The organism is Acinetobacter sp. AS5 (genome assembly GCF_048957595.1).
Taxonomy (GTDB): Bacteria; Pseudomonadota; Gammaproteobacteria; order Pseudomonadales; family Moraxellaceae; genus Acinetobacter.
Window position 1 is genome coordinate 1 of sequence record NZ_JARDAL010000016.1, and the last position, 20,566, is coordinate 20,566.

A 20,566-nucleotide genomic window follows, 5' to 3' on the forward strand; every position below is an offset into this window, starting at 1 on the left:
GATGTAAACTTTCTTCCGTCCTAATGACGTAAGTTATTGATTTATAGTGGTGCCAAAATACGAGCGAAAGTTTTTTATAAATGGGGTGTAAACTTTCTTCCGTCCTAATGATGTAAGTTATTGATTTATAGTGCTGGCAAATTTCGAGCGAAAATTTTTTATAAGTGGATGTAAACTTTCTTCCGTCCTAATGATGTAAGTTATTGATTTATATTGGTGCCAAAATATGAGCGAAAGTTTTTTATAAATGGGTTGTAAACTTTCTTCCGTCCTAATGGCGTAACTCATTGATTTTCTGTTATAGTAAGAACTCAGCGAAACTTTGTTACATCCAGTTGTAAACTTTCTTCCGTCCTAATGGCGTAAGTTATTGATTTGTCGTAAAACGAGCTAAATAGCGATCGTTGGGTCGTATATAAGGGATATTCCTCATAAAATCTGAAAGTCTTTATTATCAAGGCTCTCATGAAATTGGAAAAGTTATCCGCAGGATTTTGAATTTAATTTGCGCTCAAATGAATTTAATTTGCGCTGGAAGTATTTTTTTATTCTATTTAATTTTATTATAAACAGTGACTTACAATACTTGCTAGTTTGCAAATTTCCAATATTGCAAAAAGCTAAAAAATGAACAATATTTTACTCATATTTTTAAATACATTTTAATATACAAGAACTTAATTTGTGGATAGAATTTAACTGCAAAGTGGATAAAAACGTCAAAAATCAGCTAAAAACGCCTTTTTTTCTAAAAAATCAAATTCAATTTGCGCTCAAATGAATTTGATTTTCGCTCGTACCATTTGTGTTTTTCCGTCCTAATCCTGTAATGTCATGAAAAATAAGCATAAAAAAAGCCCCTAATTAACTTCCCTTAATTAGAAAGATAATAAACATAAATTTCTTTTTAAAAATTTACTCTTAAACTTTTTAATATATTTTTTAATTTTTTATTTGCCTCCTTAGTATATACCAATGAGGTTTTGTAGTATTTTATAAATAGCTTGAGTCAATGACCAGCAATCAAAAATATAAAGCGTGGAATTTAAGAAATGAGTAAAAGTGATAATACGATTAAACGTATCGTCATGACTGTAGATCAATTTTACAAACATGATGAACAAGACGAGCAGTATGCATACGGCTTTGATATGTCTACCAATGAACCAGTTCGCATACGAATGAGTTCATCTGAAGAATTCACGAAGATCATTAATAAACTCAACAAGCATCATACTGAGAATGTTTCAGTAGATGAAGTCCACGCAAAATTTGATTCTGGACGTAACCAACGTACTTCATTAGACACACATAATCGCGGTGCTAACCGTGGTCGAATTATCTGTTTTGACAAATGTGTTGACTCACCCAACGAATCTCTTGACGGTTATAAAACTTATGTTGCTCAGTGGTGCAACGTAATGAGTAACAACCCGAATTCGCAATTAATTAAAGCAGTCACTTCTATCAATGTGCATCAACAAAAAAACGGCGATTTCTTTGTTAAAGCTCAAATCATTGAAGATGCAGCACATATGCAAGTGCCCAATGTAAAAATTAATTCTCCAGCACTTCATAACGCTATTATTAAAAATAATTTACAGCTTCTTGTTAAATCTTTATCGAATAGTACTGACAACCAACCTGAGCGCATTCCATTTTCAAAAATTGTTGTGCGCTATGAGTCTGGTTCTGTATTAACTACAATCCCATTGATTCCAACCTATGACAGTGCTGATCGTGAAAGTGTTAAGCAATTCGCTAAGCCAGATCCGTTGATGGAACGTGGCGGTATTGATAAAACTAAAAAGTCTTATCGGGTTGCTAAAGATCCGATTGAAAGTATCAAAGATATTTTGAACGGCAATGACTTTCACACCGCAACATTTGATCCAAATTTTGTACCATCCAACCAGTATGAAAAAGACCAGTTCGATAAACAGGCTCAGAACGTTTATGTTATGGACCAGGCCCGTATTGCCCTGTTTGCATTACTTGGCGATCGACAAATTAAAGTGTTCTACAATGAAGATGTAGACAAAGAAAAAAATCAAAATTTAAAACGTCTTTACGCTGGCTTGGTGAGTCAAAAATTACTGCCTGAGGTTTATCATGGCCAACAACTACAACTAGGTGCGCTTTACAAAGACACGTTCTTAAAGAAATTTTTCAACAATAAAACGCCTCACGCTGGTTTTCGCAAGGTAGATCCAGAAATAGATTTACGTACTGGTGAGGGTGTTCGTGGTGTTGGTGCACCTCCCCTAGTGAATCAATTTACCGATGACTACGGCAATCCAAAACCGCACGACTTAAATCCTCAATTTTTAAGTCAAGTTGATCGTCAGACCATGAATAAATTGACGCATGCAAAACAGCAATTTGCTGAAGCGTTTATTGTTATTCAACCACACCAACGGAACTCGAATAATTGTTTTGTCTCGTTTATCGAGCCTGTTGAACTTACTCAAACCCGTATGAATGCGTTGAACTTTTCAGAAATTACGGTAGAGCATGTACAGCAACATAAAGCTTCAATCGATAGTCCGTTATCTAAGAACTTCAACCACGATCTTTTACCTGATCCGCAAGAGTTAATGATGAAAGTCAGACAGCCAGAAATGGATGTTAAGAAAAGCCAAGAAAAGGCTGCGACTTCTGATGTCTATAACGACATGACTTTTTAATCAAATAAAATAATTCTTCTTCAGGTTCGCTATGACTACTCATGATTTAAACGAAAAAATTAAATGGATCGACTTATCACAAGCTGGTGTATATCTCGATGTACGGCGTGTTGGCCAGACGGATAGCCAATTACTTTTATTGGACGTTCAAAAAAAACTATCTAAAGAAAATTTGAATAACATTGGTTTTACACCGATGAAGTTTGAGGCTTATCCTCACTTTGACGGTCACTTGTATCAATACAATTTGAATGAAACGATCAAACCAAGACTGTTTCATGAAGTTTTGGGTATTCCAAAAGAATTTATCCGTAGTGTGCTTGCGACTCGCCAAGAATTGCATGATTTATTCAATGCCCAAGCAAAAACATTGGTGCCACAACGATTGAACGTTGCGTTGAATAGTGCAACTCCACTCGGTTATAACTCTGATGGCAACAAAATCTATGCTTCAGCTCATAACCGTTTTTACGTGAATGCCCAAGGTACGCAAATACCTGAAGGTCCTAATGATCAGCCGTCTAGTCTGTACTTACGTGCGACCAAGCAAAAAGATTTAAAAGAATGCTTAAGAGGCTATATCTATCAATTAGAACATGAAACAAAGAGCCATAATCACCAGGACTTTTTAAAGTTTTTAGCTCTAATCACGCAAGCCAAAAATGCTGACGTTGATGTATCCAAGGTAACAGATAAACAGATCCATACTGCAGAAGAAGCGCTTGAAACAGTGATGGTCGAAAAGTTAGGTGAGCTTGATTTTACTGAGAGCTCATTTAAAACGAGTTTAGCGTTATACAATCGCATGCCGACTAAGACCATGCGAAACAATACGATTCGTATGTTACAGCAATATTCGACTCCAATCCCGATGTCACTTGTGGCTCAGCGCTTATTGATTGAGGGTGATAACCGAACAAAACAAAACTTTTCCGTGCTCGAGCCAACTGTGGGTAATGGATCTTTAATCGGTTTATTAACCCAAGAGCGTAATGCTTCTGTCTATGCGGTTGAGTTAGATCCCAAACGTGCTGAACGTACAAAAGCACTGACTCAAAATTATGAATGCACGGTTGTTACTGCAGATGCTACACAAATTGATTTTGAGCAAACGTTTAAGCAAAAAGTTGACTATGTGATTGCCAACCCTCCTTTTGGTGCTATGGATAAACTAGAACGTGTTGCACCAATTTTGGTTCAACAGCGTAACGGCGTAGATCCAAACCCATTATTGGTAGATCCATCAGAAAACGTCTGGTTCAGTACGGATAAATTGGACCATGCCATTCTGGTTAAATCACTAAACGCACGAAACGATCAAGGGCGTTCAGTTTTCATTATTGGCTCAGATAAACAGATTTCAGATGGTACGGTTGAGCGTAAATCAAAGAATTTACTTAATTATCTCTATAAGCATTATGAAGTTGAGGCGGTTGTAGAAATCCACGGCAATGCATATGCACGAAACGGCGCTAATCAAAATGTTCGTATGTTAGTGGTAGGCAATCGTAAAAACGAACAAGCGTTACTACAAACTTACCAATCTTCTGTGGTACCAGATAAGTTGAAAGTCATTACGGACTATGACGAACTTTGGGGATGGGCTAATAACGTAATCTATAATCGTTTGAATCCGAATAAGGATCTATACTTCAAGCCAACTACTCCGACTCCAGTTGAGCAACAAGCACAACAAGCACCAGTGGTTGAACCTGTTGTTGAGATTAAGCCTGTTGAAAAAGAAAATGACGATTTGTTTGCCAGTCTAGGTGATGAACAGCCTGTTTCGCCACTTGAAGATATTGCATCAAGTGTAACGCCTACGTCTGCAGTCACTATGTTTGATGAAGTCGTGGTCGCTAAAGAAGAAGAGATTAAGCAAGAGGAAGCTGTCAAACCAAAACCGATGTTTGGTCGTAAACCTAAATCAAAACCGAATAAAGTTTCTTTTGACTTTGGAACCGTTGAAGTTAGTACGCAAACAACCAGTTCAGATGATGATGTACCTACACCAACTGAAGCTACACCAACGTTTGAAAATGAAAATGACAATGATTTCGTGCCTGAGGTAAAGAATCCGCACGAGAACCAAAATCAGGATGAAGACCTTGACGATGACGTTAATCTTCAAGTAGGTGATACCACGGCGACCAATGAGGGTGAAACACCTGAACAAACACCAGCTGAAGAACCAGCGGTAGAGCAAGTAAAACAGGAACCGGGTTTAACTGCTGAAGAGATTGCTAAGTTAAATTCTGAATTAGCGATCGGTACTGAGCAAAAAGAAGAACCGACTGTTGAATCTGACCAATCAAATTTACAGCCGATTGTTCCTGTTCCTAATGCTGAAAACACAACAGAACCAACTCCGGAAAATATATACCAAGTTAAGTATATACCGATGTCTATGGCATCTGAGCCAATTGCTTTAGTGGCTAAAAACCAGATTAAAGCGATTAATCAGGCAAATGCTCAATTGACTACACACATCCAAAATGTATTAGGTTTTGGGGGTATCAATTTCCAAGCTGAAGTCGATAATGGTAACTACCCTACTCTTGTTGATGCCTATGTCGCTAAGAAATTGCAATATGACAATTTTGATGCACTAAAGTCCGCTTTTGCATGTGAACAGGTCGATGCGGTTGCCCATATCATTTTACGTTTTGACCAAAACTTACCTGTGCTTATTGGCGACCAGACGGGTTTAGGTAAAGGTCGTATTGCAGCTGCGTGTTTACGATATAGTGCGTTAAGAGGAAAGCCCCCTGTTTTCCTTACAGATACAACGCAACTCTTGAACGACATTTGGCGTGATATTGTTGCTACAGACAGTGACAAGTTCTTTAAAGATCCGTTTATCTTTAACTCGGATGCTGTGATTAACCGCTTTGGTACTGAAGAGGTTTTATTCACTGGCCAAGATCTGCCTAAGGAAATTGAAGATATTCCAGCGCAACATGACTTGGTATTGGCAACGTATAGCCAATTTAACCGACCAAACCGGAAACGTGCGTTATTGACTCGTTTTATTAATCAAGACACTGTTTTGGTGATGGATGAAACGCACCGTGCAGCATCCTTGAAATCAGCTACAAGTCAATTTTTCTTAGATGTTATTGATCAGACCAATCTAATTAATTTCCAGTCTGCATCGGCAATTAAGAAACCTGAAAATCTTGAATTCTTCCATAAATTGTTCCCTCGATCCGTATCTCGTAATGACTTACAAAAGGTTATCGAAAATGCAGATGGTCCAATTTTGGAGTTTATTTCTGAAGGTTTGGTAGACAGCTCTGCCATGATTCGTAGAGAGCAAGATCTCTCGCACATTACCATTCAAACCTTTGTGCCAACTGAAGAGGAAATTAAGAAATTTCACAATTACTCAGATGTTCTTTCTGACATCTTGACGGACATGGTGAAATTTTCTAAAGATATTCGCCTCGATGCGCTAGAAAACATTGCCAATGATGATGATGCTGTTGCCAATTTAGACTTTCATCAGGATTCAGACGATCCGAAAAACCGTTTAAGTTTGAGTGTGATGAACTTTGGATCTCGAATGTACCAGATCCAAAAGCAATTCCTATTGGCATTGAAAACTGACTCTACAAGTGATGCTGTGATTCAGGCATTACATGAGGGTAGAAAGCCCGTGATTGGTTTGGAAAATACGGGTGAGAGTCTATTCAACATTTTGATGCAAAGTCGCATGGAAGCGATTTTAAAAGCAGATACGGCGCAAGACGTTACCGCTGATTCGCCTGAAAAAGAAAAAGCGTTTAATAACTTCAAGTCGGTATCGTCAGAAATTGAATTTCTTGAAAATGAGCTTCAAAAACTCATGATCAAAGAAAACCGTGACGCTGGCGATGAAAAAGCAGCGAAAAATATTCAAAAGGAATTGACTAAGCTTGAAGATAAGCGCGGTAGCTATCTGCAAAGTCAAATTTCTGTTTTAGATGAACTCCCACAATTCCGTGACTTGCTTGAAGTGATGTTAGATCGCATCGATGTGGTGAAAGCTGAAGATAACTACGGTAACTCGTTCGTTAAGAAGCTCAGTACGGAAGTGACATTTAATGAAAACGGCGATCCAGTGGTAAGTCCGTATAAAATCATTTTGGATCGTATCAAAGAAAAGATTCAAAAGTTCCCTGATCTACCTTTGATGCCTTTGGACGTACTACGTAACAAGGTGACAAAAGCTGGCTTCAAGATTGATGAAATCTCTGGCCGTCAGATCCACTTAACGGAAACAAGAGACGGCAAATGGAAGGTTAATAAACAAGAGAACAATACGACACAAGGTAAGATTTTGGTTCAATCAAAATTCCAATCTGGTGAAATCGATGTTGTTATTGTGACTCGCTCTGGTTGTACGGGTATTTCTCTACATGCAGCTAAAAACCCTGATCCTACAATTCCATCGGATCACTTGCGCCAACGTGAGTTGTTTTTCTTGCAAAAACCTGAGAACTCTACCGATACGATTCAGATGATCGGTCGTGTGGGTCGCCGTGGTGAAGAATCACATCCGATTATGACGACAGTAGATTCGGGTATTCCAGCAGAAACACGTATGCACTTAATGATGATGCGTAAACTGTCTACCCTATCAGCGAACGTCTCTGCCAACTCAGAAACCAAGTTTAACGAAAACGATTATCCTGACATGCTCAACTACATTGGCAACCGGGTATCGTTGGACTATTTGAAAAATAACGTGAACTTGGCGAACACACTTGATATTGATATTTCGGATGATGAAAAAGGACCATCGTATCGCACGGCGCAAAACTATCATGTGAACCAGTTGCTATCTAAACTGATTTTGATGCCGATTAGTCAGCAAGAACAGGTTTATCAAGACTTGGTTGTTGACTATAACGATAAGATCCGTGAATTAGACTTGTTGGGTCGTAACCCACTCAAGACCAACTTTTTAGACTGGAAAGCTAAAAAAGTCCGTGAGTTTGAAGTGAAGGACAACTTCTTTACCGTGACTTCAGAAACAGAAGCAGCCAAGATCAATACCTTTGATCTACCTGTGCGTTTTGAAGGTCTGCAATACATTGAACATGTTGAGCCATTACGTGCTGACAACCTAAAACTCATGTTCAAAGAAAGTGATGATTATCTGGTGCGTCAATTTAAACGTATCAATGAAAACATCAATGAAACGGTACACGGACTACTACACTATGCCTATAACTTTGAGGCATTGATGTACCAAAAATATGAAGGCTTTGCTAAGCAAAAGTTATTTTTCAAAAGTGGGCAAATGCGTGGTGAAGTAATTCGTGATTATCGACACGAAGTATTTGATCATTTCGGTGTTGTTGAAGCCAATGTAAAACATATTGATGATATTCAATTTCGTAAACCTGATGATCACTCTGCAGATGCCTTTGAAAAAGTAGCTGAAGCGGTTTATCTAGCCAATGATCCTATTTTGACCTCTAACTTTGATCGCATGTATCGAATTGTTCAGGATCTAAAATTCTTGGCTCGTTCTATGGAAAGGAACGAAAAAGAAGGTCATTCAGCGCATGGGTTATTGTTCCTTATCTCAAAACCTAGTCTTTTTGATGATGAAGTGACGCCAGATCACAAAACAGGTGCTTTGCTACGTCTAGACCTACCGCCGTTACGTGGAGGTGCAATCACACCGAATGCGGTTAAGCTTGATTTGGTTTACCCTGGTGATAAGAAGTCGTTTAAAGTTCCACTGATCAATTACACCATGCAAAATGCCAAGCAAGACTTGGATTGGGTAGCTCCAGTGAGTGAAAAAGGACGTATTATCCTAAAACGCTTCAATCCTGAATTTTATTCTTATGCTGATGTGAATAGACGTCATGTTGAGGATCGTCAACCCTTGGTGAACTTATTTACTGAACAAAACAATTATTCCCGTTATACGCGTACCTATTTTGAGAAAGCGCCGTCTGGTGATGTCACACGACAAGCGATTACCTTAACGGGCAATATGTTCAAGGCACATAAGATTGTCAGCTCACTAGATCTACGACATTCAACCGTTATATTTACCGATGCTGATGGTATGCGTAACCGTGCGTTATTATTGCCATCAAATACACCAACTGACTTGTTTGAAAGCTCTCTTGAAAACCAAGTGACGTTTAAGCAAGTTAAAGAGATTGCGAACTTCTTTAATCAATTGCCTGTAAACATTGATTTCAACCGCAATAACTATGTGGGTACTAAGGTTAATTTCCCGTACAAGAAAGCAAGTATTGAGTTCTACTACAACGGTTCAGACTGCTTTAATGTGACGGTGAAATCTGTTGCAAAACAGTTCAATCGTTTTATGTCGAATACCAACGTATTCCATGATCCTAAAGGCGGTAAAACAGATGAATCGTTGAACATCCACTTTACTGAGCCAGGCCGTAATGAGTTTAGATTTGCGCTTGATCTCAAGGATGTTGAACGCTTTGTTGACGAGCTGGACAGTACAACCAAAATTGAAGCTGCCTTTTTGGATTTAAAATCTAAACTTCCTGATGGTAATGGTTACTTTTTAAATGAAATTAACCTTATGCTTAATCCTCCAGAAGAGCCAGCTTATAAGGCTGAGTTACCTGAGGGTAAAACCCTAGATAACGATCAAGAAATCCAGCAATTATCTTTCTAAAACCCTCCCTTAAAAGGTATATACCAGACCATACGTGAATAACAATTACGTGTGGTCTAGTTCGTATATACCATGTATCATATCTGTGACGATCACATTGACGTTTTAAAAAACAAATACAGGTATTTTATGTGCAACTCTAATCCCTTAGAGGAATCTTCTAATAACTCAGATTTAGTGGATTTTGACAGTGAATTAGACATCACAACTGGTTTTAATTCTGACTTTAAAGAAGACTTTATTTGGAATGTTGATACAGATTCTAAAAAGGACTCTTAAAATCAGAAAGGCCACCTGTCATAAGGATCAAATATGGACCAAAGCCCTAAACAAGATAATTTTGACGAGCAAACACTTGATCAACTGCAAGACGGCCAATCATTAACTTTCAATGAGGGCCTGGAACAGTGGGATGATTTAAGTTTGGACGGCGTGAAATTTCAATCCATCCAGCCTACGCCACAACAAAACAATGTTGCACATGATCAATCGCAACAATACCAGTCTGAACCATATAGCAATGATCCCCTATCTGAACCTCCATTAATGGAAGAACCGCCAGTCATGCAAGATGATGGGTATCAATATGATCAGCCTATGGGCGGTAACTCTGTACCTCCTGGGCACCCAGATTATGATTACGCTCCCCCTCTTGAAGATACTCGGTTGAACGATGATGAACCGATGTTTTTTGACGAAGGTGATTATGAGCGTAGTAGCTACCCGAACTACGAGAATGAACAGTCCATCATTCCTGAAAACACGTTTGATCTTTCCGCTGTCACTGTCAATGATTTAGCTGAACTTGATCCTGTTCTGATTGGTAAAGTATTTGATGCACTTGAGCAAAGAGATCCAGCCAGTCAATTAGAATTCTTTGCAGACATCGGGCTTGATCTGCAGAATGATGATGATCTTAAGTTTATTGCGGATCTGAATAAAATCCAGACTAAAAACGCACTGGACCAAGGATTAGGCAATATTGCTGAAAATAACAGTTCATTGCAAGTTGAAGACCGTGTATATACAACTGCAGACTCTAAATTATTCCTATCAGACAATGATCCTGATTTCCTCCTTTCCAAAGAAGAGAATCCATTTGAAGCCGTTCAAGTGGCTGAAAAAACCCTCTTTAACTTTGAGACAAAATCTTTTGTCACTCAGCCCTACTATGGTTTAAGCCTGAAGGGTGCAACTAAAGAAAATGCCCTCAACTTCCTGAGTAATCGTCAATTCGCGATTGAAGGCTTGATTAACCAAAACCAAGTCGTGCGTGAAGCAAAACAGCAGATCTACAACGAAGTTACGGGTGCACCGAATACCTATTTTTCAGGTGAATTAACCGATAAAAACCAAATTAACGCATTGATGCGCCAAGTGCGTGATTTTTGCTTAATTCGTGGGATTGAAGCTGAAGAACTTGGCTTAGTGCCAAAAACTATCGTCATGGATCAATGGCGTGTGAATAGCGACCATACAGCTGCTCGACTTGAACAACTTGAGATTCACTATCTTGAATTCAATACGGACACGTTAACCAAGGAAGTAATTCAGTTATTAGAAACCCGTGAACATAGCGACCAGTTACAAGCTGCTCTACTTTTGAAAGAACATAAAGAAAATCAGAAGACTAAAGAGACAGTAAAGGAAGATGTTGAATCAGCTGATCCGAATGCACCAAAAGGTACACCAAAGAGCACATTAAACATTGCTGGTGGTCCACAAGACAAAGCAAGTTTGGCTGCAAGTAGCGTTGCCTCTAAAAGCTTTAAGGATATGCGAAATGAGGAAGGTAACGAACGTCCTCCTTTAGCGCGTGAAAATAGCCACGGCCATCCACGCACGGTCGCTGATGAACTCGCTGCGCTCAGTGCAAAAATGATTGCAGTCATGATTGAACTGGTTAAGAAAACAATCAAGTTGATCATTGCAGCGATTATGGCCATGTTCAACAAGAACAAAAGCCTTGATAACCTGAAAAATATTTGGGATAAACCAATCAATCCTGATGTTACCGTTAAAAGTAACCATCCAGACGCACAACAACCCGAACAGCTTGCCAATACAGCCGATAAATCAAAATTGACTGAACCTGGTAAGAATGCCGATATTTTAAAACCGATCTCAAAAGAGCAAATGTTGCCTCTTTTAAACGATCCATATACCACTCAACTGAATAAAGACCGTGACGGCGTTACCTTAGAAGAATTCGATCTAAATGTCGCTAAAGTCTATGCCATTGACGGTGAACAATACATCGTGATTGATGTAGTCGGTAAGGATTCTGTCGAAGGTGTTGAATCCTCTACCCCATTTATCAAACTGGTTAAAGAAGCAGATTTACCGCCTCAAGTGGAAGGTAGCGATGCACTTACCCCGATTACGCCGTTCTATTTAGAAACGATTGAAGACAAAGTAACGTTTCTCTCAATTGAAGAACTGCACGAAGGCATTAAGTCTGAAAAGATCCATGAGTTTGAAGGTCGCTTTTTTGAACCCATTTGTTCTCAGTATTTAGAACAAGCACGTATGTTCCTTGGTGCCGAATATCCATTAGGGCAAGATCCAGAACAAATGACTGAAGAAGCCAAAGCTTCATACAAAGATCAGTTTATTCAACGTGCCTATCAATCAGGTCAAATGATTTCGGATCAAGTAAAGAAAGCCAAATCTAAACTTTCAAACCTTTTGGGTAAGTTTAAAGGCAATACTGCAGAACAGTCGGCAACTCAATCAGCACCGCAAAGCCAAGACCAAAACAATGACGGTAAACCAATGAACCCTTATGACAGTATTTATGTTGATCATGATTCTGACTTAGAAGCATTCTTTAAAGACCGTCACAACAATGTTTCTAATGCTGAAATTGAACAGTTTGTCGGTATGGTTTATGAAGATGAAACAACCCAAACCAATATGGTTGTTTTGGATATAGCTTCCGATAATCTGGATAAACGTGCGATCGTTGTGCCTCTTTCGGTGATTGAAGATCTCGAAAATATCACTGAAAAAGATGTGCTTTATCTTAAAGACATCGTGAATGAATCCTCTACCGTTCCACTGTATGAGCTGGAGTCTGTCGAGCCGATAGACGAGTTAAATGCGCTTGGTAAATTTTCAAGCGAATACTTAGACAAGCTCAAAGCCGATACCATCAACAATACTGCAGAACAGACTAATACTTACGCCAGATCTGCCGAACGTGAACTTGAACTTTCAAAAATGATTTTGGAAGGCAAGCTCAGTGTTGTAGGTGCTATGGTGAAAACGGATTACGGTCAATTCGTGGTACTGACTTCAGATTCGGAAGGTCATAAATCAATTGCACCCGAATACAACGCCGTGGCCATTACCAACCTTGATCGTCAAATTACCACGGAAGATATTATTAATGCCGGTATTACAACGATACCGCGTAAAGATATTTTAGAGTGGAATACTGTCACGGCGCTCAATGAAGAATCTGCCAATCAGGTGACTTATTTAGATCCTGAAGTTTACCAAGCAGTAAGTAATGCAATTCATCAAAATCGCGAAAAAGAATTGATTCAAACCTTGAGTACGTTACAACCCTCTGCAGCACTCAATAGCATCGGTTCAAAAATCATTACGCAAGATGGCAATACATATATTGGTCTATGCGCCAAAGATGATGGCAAATCAGGCGAGTACTACGCCGTAAAAGCTCCAGATAATCAACTCTCCCCGATTGGTGCAAGCTATATCAATGATGTTGGTGTTGAAGTCATTAGCCGTAGCCAAATTGCTGAATTTCAGAATGCGGAAAATAATCAGCAACAACTAATCAGCCATGATGTGTTTGTTACATTGCTAAATGCAGTCAATAACAGCAATGAACAAGAAGTACTTCACCTCTTCTCTAACTTGGACCAGGTGAAACAACAAATTAAAGATTCGTTATTCAGCGAAAAGGAAAGTGAAAAAGTGATTGAACAAAATCAATTTATTGAACAACTGAAAAACAATAACCTTGTGAAAGCCGATCACATTAACGTGCTTAATCAAATTGCTGATCAGATTCAAAATACGCAACTGAAAAATGTTGTTAAAGGTATGGCCTCAACCGTTGTTGCGCCTGAAAACTCTCAAAACGAGATGTATGTTCAAAGCTTTCTACATCTCAACCAACGCCTAGACACGTTACAACAAGATTTAAAGCTTCAAGCAGCATCAAATCTTATGAATGCTGAATATAAGCAACTTTTTGAATGTATGGATGATCATCTAGTACTACCTACTGCGTATGGTGATGCCAAGTTTGTAAACCTTAATAGTGTTGAGCCTCGTATTGTTGAATTTAGAAACTCGGCTGAAACAGGTCAAATCTTTGACAGCTTCAACGCCGTGATTGCTGAAACAGGAAACGTGGAAATTGCGCTTCAGCACTTAAAGCAAGAGATCTTAACCGATCACTATATCGCTGCGATTCATGAAGATGTGAAGTTACACCGTCTAGAACAGCAAGACATGGACAAAATCAAAGAAGTGAATCAGATCCTTGAGGCTGATTTTGATAAAACTGGCCTACGCTTAGAAGCGCTCCAAGATGGTTTGAATCTCAATACTAAAAACTACTTAGACCAAGTAAAGCTTGAGAAAAATACGACATCTCAATTTTTGAGTGACCTTGATAAGCATATAGATTTAGAAGTCGCACGTAGAAACGATCATGACAATGATCAAACATTGGGGCGTTAATCATGGATCTCTATAAAAACGTAACTGGCGACATCGATGCGATGATTACTTTTGATAAAATCTTAGGTGGTTTTGGTCAAAATACAGTGAATACCACGCGTGAGCGTGTTCAAATCAACTCTAAGCATGAAAAGGTAGAGCGTGAGATTGAAGGTGCCAGTCCGTACCTTAAAAGCGATTATGAGCTATTTGTCGAGCATCACAATATGTTGATGCAAGAGTATCGGGCAACTCAGCTACATTTACGCAATATCTTAGAAAAGAAAAATGAGGTTAAAAGCATTCAAAAGCTTGCGGATCTCTGCGAACGACACCAGTGCTCCAACATCGCTCAATTATTCGTTGAAAAAAATGAAGATGAATATGTATTGCAATGCTTTCAAGACTTTCAGCAAGACTTAGAAAACAATAATGCTCTCCGAAAAGACTTTAATCACTTTTCAGACTCGTTTGAAGCCTACCGATACAATATGGAGATCTGTAATAAGCTTTCTGGTATCGATCAGCCGTTTACCCTTGAACGTCCGAATGACAGACAGTTGAATTTCGTTATCCATAGTCATGAAAACATCAATAAAACATTGTTGGACTATCAGGCGAAGATCATTGAGCAACAAACAACTGTGGACCAGCTCAAGCAAGATGCTTCCTATACTGCCCTATTTCCGATCGCAACCAATGATAAGAACATGTTCTCAATTGCAGCGACCGAAGTTTATGTAGAACAGTCACCGAAATATCAAGACTATCTTAAGGTCATTAAAAATGAGCTTAAGAACATAAACGAAACGGGTAAAAATGCGTTTAGTCAGCATTACAAAGATACTATTACGCAAAGCAATCTTGAAAACGTTAAAACTAAAGAAAGCGCTTCAACTTATAGCAATGGGTTTTAATTAATTTTAAATAAAAACATTTAGGGTGTTTTAAGATAGAATCTAAATACCCTTTAATGGAGTTAAACATGATTCAAACTAAAATCACTGAACCGACAAGAACGCCGTTTAATCCTCATGGTTTTGCAGATGCAACGCCTTTACATGCGTTTTACTTGGAATTATTAGAAAAGGGATTAATCAATAAAGTTCTTGAAGAAGGTAATTTGGAATTTGAAAACCAAAATTTGTTCATGACGATCGATTGGGAATCAATAGACGTTCAAATGGATGCTTATACGTTTGATGTGAAATTAGATATTGTATGTGGCGTCATACTTGATGAACAAAAGGTCACGAATAGCATTCAAGTGTTTATTAATGAGCAAACTTTGTTTATAGCTTCAGCTAAAACCTTTAACCCTAAATCTGGTCTAACGCAAAGTCTTAACTTTGATATTCCTTTACGTGTTTTAAGTCAAATGGGCTATTACGCCCTACCTCTCAAAGAGGAATAAATCGTGGGAATGAGCATAGAAAGCCAAAACATAGCATTGTCTCAAGAGCCTACAACCTTTGTACCAGAAGCTTTTGTACACTCTATTAACTACTTTTGTCAGACCTTAGAGAACACTTTTCATTTTGATAAGCGTTCACTCAATTTCTTTGAATCAGGTACACCAAAAGAATACGGCTTGTATCTTACTGAACAGCATTGCCTTGTTTTTTTGAATGCTTGCAGTAGTGGCTATCTTGGCGAAACACGCAAAGTTACCAGCTTCACCGCTTTTGTGCTTTTAAATCAAAAAAATAATGAATCTGAAATGCTCGACATCACGTTAAACGATCCAAAACGTGTAGAGGAACATTTCAAAACTGCGTCTAAAGATCAGATCAATATTTACTTAAAGAACGTGCATGAATTAAGTAATTTTCTGAAAAATAAGTACTCGGATTCAGGTTTTTTAAAAGATATTGTGACTGAGGAAGGTTTTTCTAAAACCCTAAAGCCATTGGTTTTACAGGAATGCTTAAAAGAGGAAGTAGAGCTAATTAATACTTTAATGTGTTTGGTTAGTACTCAGTTTATATATATTACGACAGCTATTATTTTTAAGCGTCCTATTTTAAAAGAATTCATAAAACTATGTTTAACCAATGAGAAGTATATACTACAATATGGTGAAGAATGGTATTATGATTCTATATATAAGTTCGCTAAAAGGATATATGAGTTAAAACACCTTATAGCTACCTTATATTTAAGTAGTGAAGCTGTAGTAAAAGATGTTGTAGTGCTTTGCGAACTTGCTTCTAAAAAACATTAATCATAACTCTTTTAAAGGGCTAGATATGCGTAACAATCACAAGAAAGCTAAAAGGCTACAACAAGTTCGGGGCAATGTTTTAAGGACTAACCCTAATCTACAAAATGTTAAGCCAGCTTTTAAAACTAAAAGTGCTTTAAGCATTTTTGTTGCTACCGTTGTTGGGTGTTCAAGTGCTATTGCAGTTCAACAAAGTTCCGTTGCTTCTGTTACCAGTAATACTCAAAACATGGGTAACTTAAACATCGCAACATCATCGACCATTGCAAGTAGCTCTGGTGGTGATACGCCTTTGTCGAATTCAAATAGCGGATATTATTCGTCTACCAGTTCTAATTCGTCATTCAACTCTACTGCTGCTGAAAACAACTTCATGGCGGTTAAAAAAGGTGAACAAGCAGCTGCTCAAAACATTCAAACCAATATTGAATCATGTGCAACTGATGGGATCGGTAAAGTCGTTAAAGACAACTTAGATCTACAAATGACGGTTTGGGGTCGTCCAATCGATATTAACAAAATGTTCAGTCCAGCTAGTCAAGGTGGCTGTTTTGCTGACATCGGTAAAATCATTGACCTTTCTGTGACTATTCCATCACTTGATACAATCATCAATGCAGCGCAACAAATGGTTGTCGATTACGCGACTAAAAAAGCGTGTGACGCAATGAAAACTGCAAGTACTGAACTTGTTGGCCCATTGAATGATGTTATAGGTGAAATCAACAAAGCGGGTCAATACACTGATGTATCGGGTGCGCTTGGTACTGCTGTGAATGGGCAACTTGGTAAACTTGATCCTGGTCTAGTTATGCCTAGCGGTGCTTTTGAGGGTGGAGATACTTATACAATCAATGGTAGTAGCTCGACTGGTACAGTTTCTTATTCAACTGATCAAAAAGCCAGTACTAGCACACCGTCTAACGCAAAAACTTCAAGTTCAGAATCTACTTCTGTCACCCAATCAATTAAAGACTTTTTCTCTTAAGTTGGGGGTGGTATGAAAAATAGAAATAATCTGCGTAAAAGAAGAATTACTGTTAATCAGTTTTCACCTGTTAAAGCAATTGCGGTGGGTACTTTAACGGTTGGTCTATTATCCGTACCACTTTTTACCAATGCTTTTAGTCTTGGCACTATCCTTTCTGAGCTTGCAATACAAGCTCAGCAATTGATGGTACGTTCTGCTGTGCGTGTATCTACTCAACAAACAGCGGTCAGTGCAAATCAAATTGTTGATAACCAAACGCGTGATTCAGAAATGATCGTTGCTGGTATTCAAAGTGTCGATAAAAATATTGAGATCAAAAAAGCGATTTTAAATTCTGGTACGAATGCTGCCCTCCCTGATTCAGCTTTTTGTACGGCTCTTGAAGAACGTGAACAAACCGATCTCAATAGAAACTTAAAAGACTTTAACGTTTCTAAATACATGCAAGACGTTTCAGGGAAACTTTTCTCAAATTCAACAGATGAAGCAACCTCACCATATGCGTTTCACTTGGCGACCTCGTGTGGCGTAGAAGAAGCAAAAATGGGTGTCTGTAATTTGATTCCAAATGGTCTGCAGTATGGCGACATTGATACTGCTTTTGTTTTTTCTCGTTCTCGACTTTCTGAACAGCAAGCGACTGTTGCATTGAACTACTCGGCAATTGCATCTAACAACGTTGTTCCAGTCGGATTGATGGAATGCTCTTCATCAACTTGCGTTGATTTTCAAAATAAATACATGGCTGGAAGTACTCTTTCATCACTGGCTAACTATTCGGTGGCTAATAATGTGATGCAACGCACTACACCAAACTCCAATGCTTCAGCCAAATTCTTTGAGTAATGACTATGAGAAAGCGTAAAAATACTTTAAGACAGCCTAAAGGAAAATCAAAGTTTGTACCTGTCATTTTAGGTGCAACTTTGGTGATTAGTAGTCCTGTTTTTGCTGAATGGGCTACGGTTGGTTTGGGTACGATTATGAGCGAGATGTCTTCTCAGATTCCTAAGCATGCAAGCAACCAAGCAAATGATATTCAAAAAGTATCTCAAAGTACCCGTAGAAAGTTAGATGATTCGACTGAAAACATCGTTGCAGCGCTTAAAGTTGCGGTGAAGCAAAAGGCGCAAGCTGCTAACCAAATTACCGATGCGACAACTAAAAACACCCAAACTATTGCCACTGGTATTCAAGCGCTTTTACAGTCAGATACCATGAAAAAAGCACAATTTGCTTATGGTGCCAATACTGGTCAAGGCTTTAAGTCTTGTGAGGTTTTGGCTGAAAATACAAATATGTCGAGTGCATCTGGTCAAGTGATTGATCAAGCAGCTGATATGGCGACTCAAACTTCTCAAGTCGGCGGTAAATTAGTTGGCTCTCAACAGGAAGTGATTAATCAACGCCTAAACGTGCATAAAGCTGAATTCTGTACGGTTGCTGAAGCACAAGCTGGTCAATGTACGTTGTCTAAATTACCGGGTGGCGATACCAATGCTTCCCTACTGTTTAAGTCTGTTGCACCTGGCTCAAAAGAAGCTCTTGCAAGACATTACGTGCGTGAAAACATTTTAGGTACACCAGATAAATCATTGTCTACTGCAACGGCACGTACTCCAGCTGGTAAAGATTATTTGCAAGCGACCAACCAAAAAACAGCTTTACTTGCTATGCCAGCGTATAGCTTGGCGGTTATTGACGCGCAAAATACAAAATCATTCAAAGATATTGACGGCAAAATGGTGTCTGCCAACGATTTGATCGACCAAACAATCGCACGTTACTACGGCGGTCCTGAAGCTAAAAAATGGCAAATGGCGATGGCGATGCAAGATCCACGCGGTCTACTTAAAGAAGCCAATATCATTAACGGCGTTTCTGTTTATTTAGATCTTCAAACTTACAAGCAAAGTTTGCGTGAAGAAGGTTTATTGTCTGCATTACTTTTAGCGAAATCTCAGCCGATAAAAGATGATGTGAAAACGAAATACGGCCAGTCAGTGAAAGTTAAGCTTTCACAAACTATGCCTCAATTTTAAGGAGACTAAATAATGCGTACTCCGAAAAGAACATCACGTAAAGTTATGAAAGCGCCACAAGCGCACGGCTCTCGTTCAAAAATTAGTGCACTCGGTTTAACCCTCGCCCTCATTAGTGGTTCTGCATCTGCTTATTACTGTGCTTCCGTGGGCAACCCGATGGCAGTAAATACCTTGAATATGCTTCTTCAACAGGCTGATGCGGTGGAAAGCGCTGCGTTACGTGCGTTGGACTCAAACTTATCTTTGGGCATTAAAAAGCAACAAGATGATGTGACGGCAGCGATTAAGATCCTGACGAAACAAGAGGCTGTATCTGCTCAAGGTATTTCAGATAACGCACATAAAAACGCACAAAGTCTTGTAACGGCGTACCAAGCTGTTAAACAAAGTGAGCAAATGAAAAAAGCTCAATTTGAGTTTGGTGCACATGGCCAAGCATTTAAAGCGTGTGAAGTTTTAGGCGATCGTGAACAAGCTCAACAAGACAATAAATCTGCTGATAGTTCAATTTTAAATAAAGTTGGCTCTGAAGTGATTGCTGCGCCTGGTGTCTACATGAACCCTCACAAAGCACAAGAAGCTATGTTACAAGCTCATAATGAGTTTTGTACCACTTCTCAGGCTGCGTCTGGACTATGTGGTGCTGCTGGTGAAAATGCTAGTCTAAGTTTACAAGCTTCAACTTTATTCACGACTGCAGCGCCAGACACGGCGATGGCTCGTGCTCAAAATGCATTGATCAACAACATGGTTGGTCTACCTGATGCCCCAATTGACGGAAAAATTGCGAAAACATCTGCTGGTCAAGATTATGTGATGGCTAAACTGGCGAAAGATGCTTTAACTTCTCCAGCAATTACCTCTTTGAAAGCAATTCAAGCGCAATACTCCCCTGTTGCTGGTGGTGGTACCAATAGTCATGATTCAAGTACCAAACTTGCACCGATGCAACACTTGGAAAAAAGTGTCGCTCGTTATTTAGGTTCAGGGCAAGATTACAAAGACTTTGCTAAATCACAAGCGATTAAAGATGAACGTGGTTTGATGGTCGATGGTTTAATTCAAGGTACTGAACGCTTGAACTTGCAATATCAACAATACAAGTCAAATGAACGTAAAGAAGCGGTATTGGCTGCGCTAGTTTCTGCTGAAAGCAAATTATCTGACGGCTCAATTGAAGTGACAGATCGTTCTAAGTCTACGGGTAACATTCGTAGGATTGCACTTTCACAAGCAATGGCAAGTAAATAGCCTGAT

The 20,566-nt window shown here is 38.9% G+C and carries 10 protein-coding genes; all 10 read left to right on the plus strand.

Annotated features, from left to right (window positions below; genetic code table 11):
* Window positions 1-1,052: 1,052 nt before the first annotated feature.
* The 10 genes from PV763_RS06595 (at window position 1,053) to PV763_RS06640 (ending at window position 20,560) form a co-directional block, all read left to right on the plus strand.
* On the plus strand, window positions 1,053-2,687 hold the full coding sequence (locus tag PV763_RS06595) for a hypothetical protein (protein ID WP_044431636.1): 1,635 nt from the start codon (window positions 1,053-1,055) through the stop codon (window positions 2,685-2,687).
* Between the two features lie 31 nt (window positions 2,688-2,718).
* Window positions 2,719-9,351 (plus strand): strawberry notch C-terminal domain-containing protein, encoded by a 6,633-nt coding sequence (locus PV763_RS06600; RefSeq protein ID WP_420937526.1) that lies wholly within the window; start codon window positions 2,719-2,721, stop codon window positions 9,349-9,351.
* A 312-nt stretch (window positions 9,352-9,663) separates the two neighbouring features.
* Window positions 9,664-14,070, plus strand: coding sequence for a hypothetical protein (locus PV763_RS06605; protein WP_420937527.1), 4,407 nt, complete (start codon window positions 9,664-9,666; stop codon window positions 14,068-14,070).
* A gap of 2 nt (window positions 14,071-14,072) precedes the next feature.
* The gene (locus PV763_RS06610) at window positions 14,073-14,966 is read left to right on the plus strand and encodes a hypothetical protein (RefSeq protein WP_005005788.1); all 894 of its coding nucleotides are present in this window, start codon (window positions 14,073-14,075) and stop codon (window positions 14,964-14,966) included.
* A 68-nt stretch (window positions 14,967-15,034) separates the two neighbouring features.
* The gene (locus PV763_RS06615; RefSeq protein ID WP_005005789.1) at window positions 15,035-15,463 is read left to right on the plus strand and encodes a hypothetical protein; all 429 of its coding nucleotides are present in this window, start codon (window positions 15,035-15,037) and stop codon (window positions 15,461-15,463) included.
* A gap of 9 nt (window positions 15,464-15,472) precedes the next feature.
* Window positions 15,473-16,273, plus strand: coding sequence for a hypothetical protein (locus tag PV763_RS06620; protein ID WP_216078040.1), 801 nt, complete (start codon window positions 15,473-15,475; stop codon window positions 16,271-16,273).
* Between the two features lie 25 nt (window positions 16,274-16,298).
* Entirely contained in the window at window positions 16,299-17,261 is a 963-nt protein-coding gene (locus PV763_RS06625; RefSeq protein WP_005005795.1) for a hypothetical protein, read from the plus strand.
* A gap of 12 nt (window positions 17,262-17,273) precedes the next feature.
* Entirely contained in the window at window positions 17,274-18,110 is an 837-nt protein-coding gene (locus tag PV763_RS06630; RefSeq protein ID WP_043973308.1) for a hypothetical protein, read from the plus strand.
* Between the two features lie 5 nt (window positions 18,111-18,115).
* Window positions 18,116-19,306, plus strand: a complete 1,191-nt coding sequence (locus PV763_RS06635; protein ID WP_096911067.1) for a hypothetical protein — start codon at window positions 18,116-18,118, stop codon at window positions 19,304-19,306.
* Between the two features lie 12 nt (window positions 19,307-19,318).
* Window positions 19,319-20,560: a hypothetical protein gene (locus PV763_RS06640; RefSeq protein WP_420937528.1), complete on the plus strand. Its 1,242-nt coding sequence runs from the start codon at window positions 19,319-19,321 to the stop codon at window positions 20,558-20,560.
* Window positions 20,561-20,566 lie beyond the last annotated feature (6 nt).

What these genes read in the sequence shown, in the direction of transcription:
- PV763_RS06595 (WP_044431636.1), top strand. Translation starts at nt 1,053, where the DNA reads ATGAGTAAAAGTGATAATACGATTAAACGTATCGTCATGACTGTAGAT.
- PV763_RS06600 (WP_420937526.1), top strand. Translation starts at nt 2,719, where the DNA reads ATGACTACTCATGATTTAAACGAAAAAATTAAATGGATCGACTTATCA.
- PV763_RS06605 (WP_420937527.1), top strand. Translation starts at nt 9,664, where the DNA reads ATGGACCAAAGCCCTAAACAAGATAATTTTGACGAGCAAACACTTGAT.
- PV763_RS06610 (WP_005005788.1), top strand. Translation starts at nt 14,073, where the DNA reads ATGGATCTCTATAAAAACGTAACTGGCGACATCGATGCGATGATTACT.
- PV763_RS06615 (WP_005005789.1), top strand. Translation starts at nt 15,035, where the DNA reads ATGATTCAAACTAAAATCACTGAACCGACAAGAACGCCGTTTAATCCT.
- PV763_RS06620 (WP_216078040.1), top strand. Translation starts at nt 15,473, where the DNA reads ATGAGCATAGAAAGCCAAAACATAGCATTGTCTCAAGAGCCTACAACC.
- PV763_RS06625 (WP_005005795.1), top strand. Translation starts at nt 16,299, where the DNA reads ATGCGTAACAATCACAAGAAAGCTAAAAGGCTACAACAAGTTCGGGGC.
- PV763_RS06630 (WP_043973308.1), top strand. Translation starts at nt 17,274, where the DNA reads ATGAAAAATAGAAATAATCTGCGTAAAAGAAGAATTACTGTTAATCAG.
- PV763_RS06635 (WP_096911067.1), top strand. Translation starts at nt 18,116, where the DNA reads ATGAGAAAGCGTAAAAATACTTTAAGACAGCCTAAAGGAAAATCAAAG.
- PV763_RS06640 (WP_420937528.1), top strand. Translation starts at nt 19,319, where the DNA reads ATGCGTACTCCGAAAAGAACATCACGTAAAGTTATGAAAGCGCCACAA.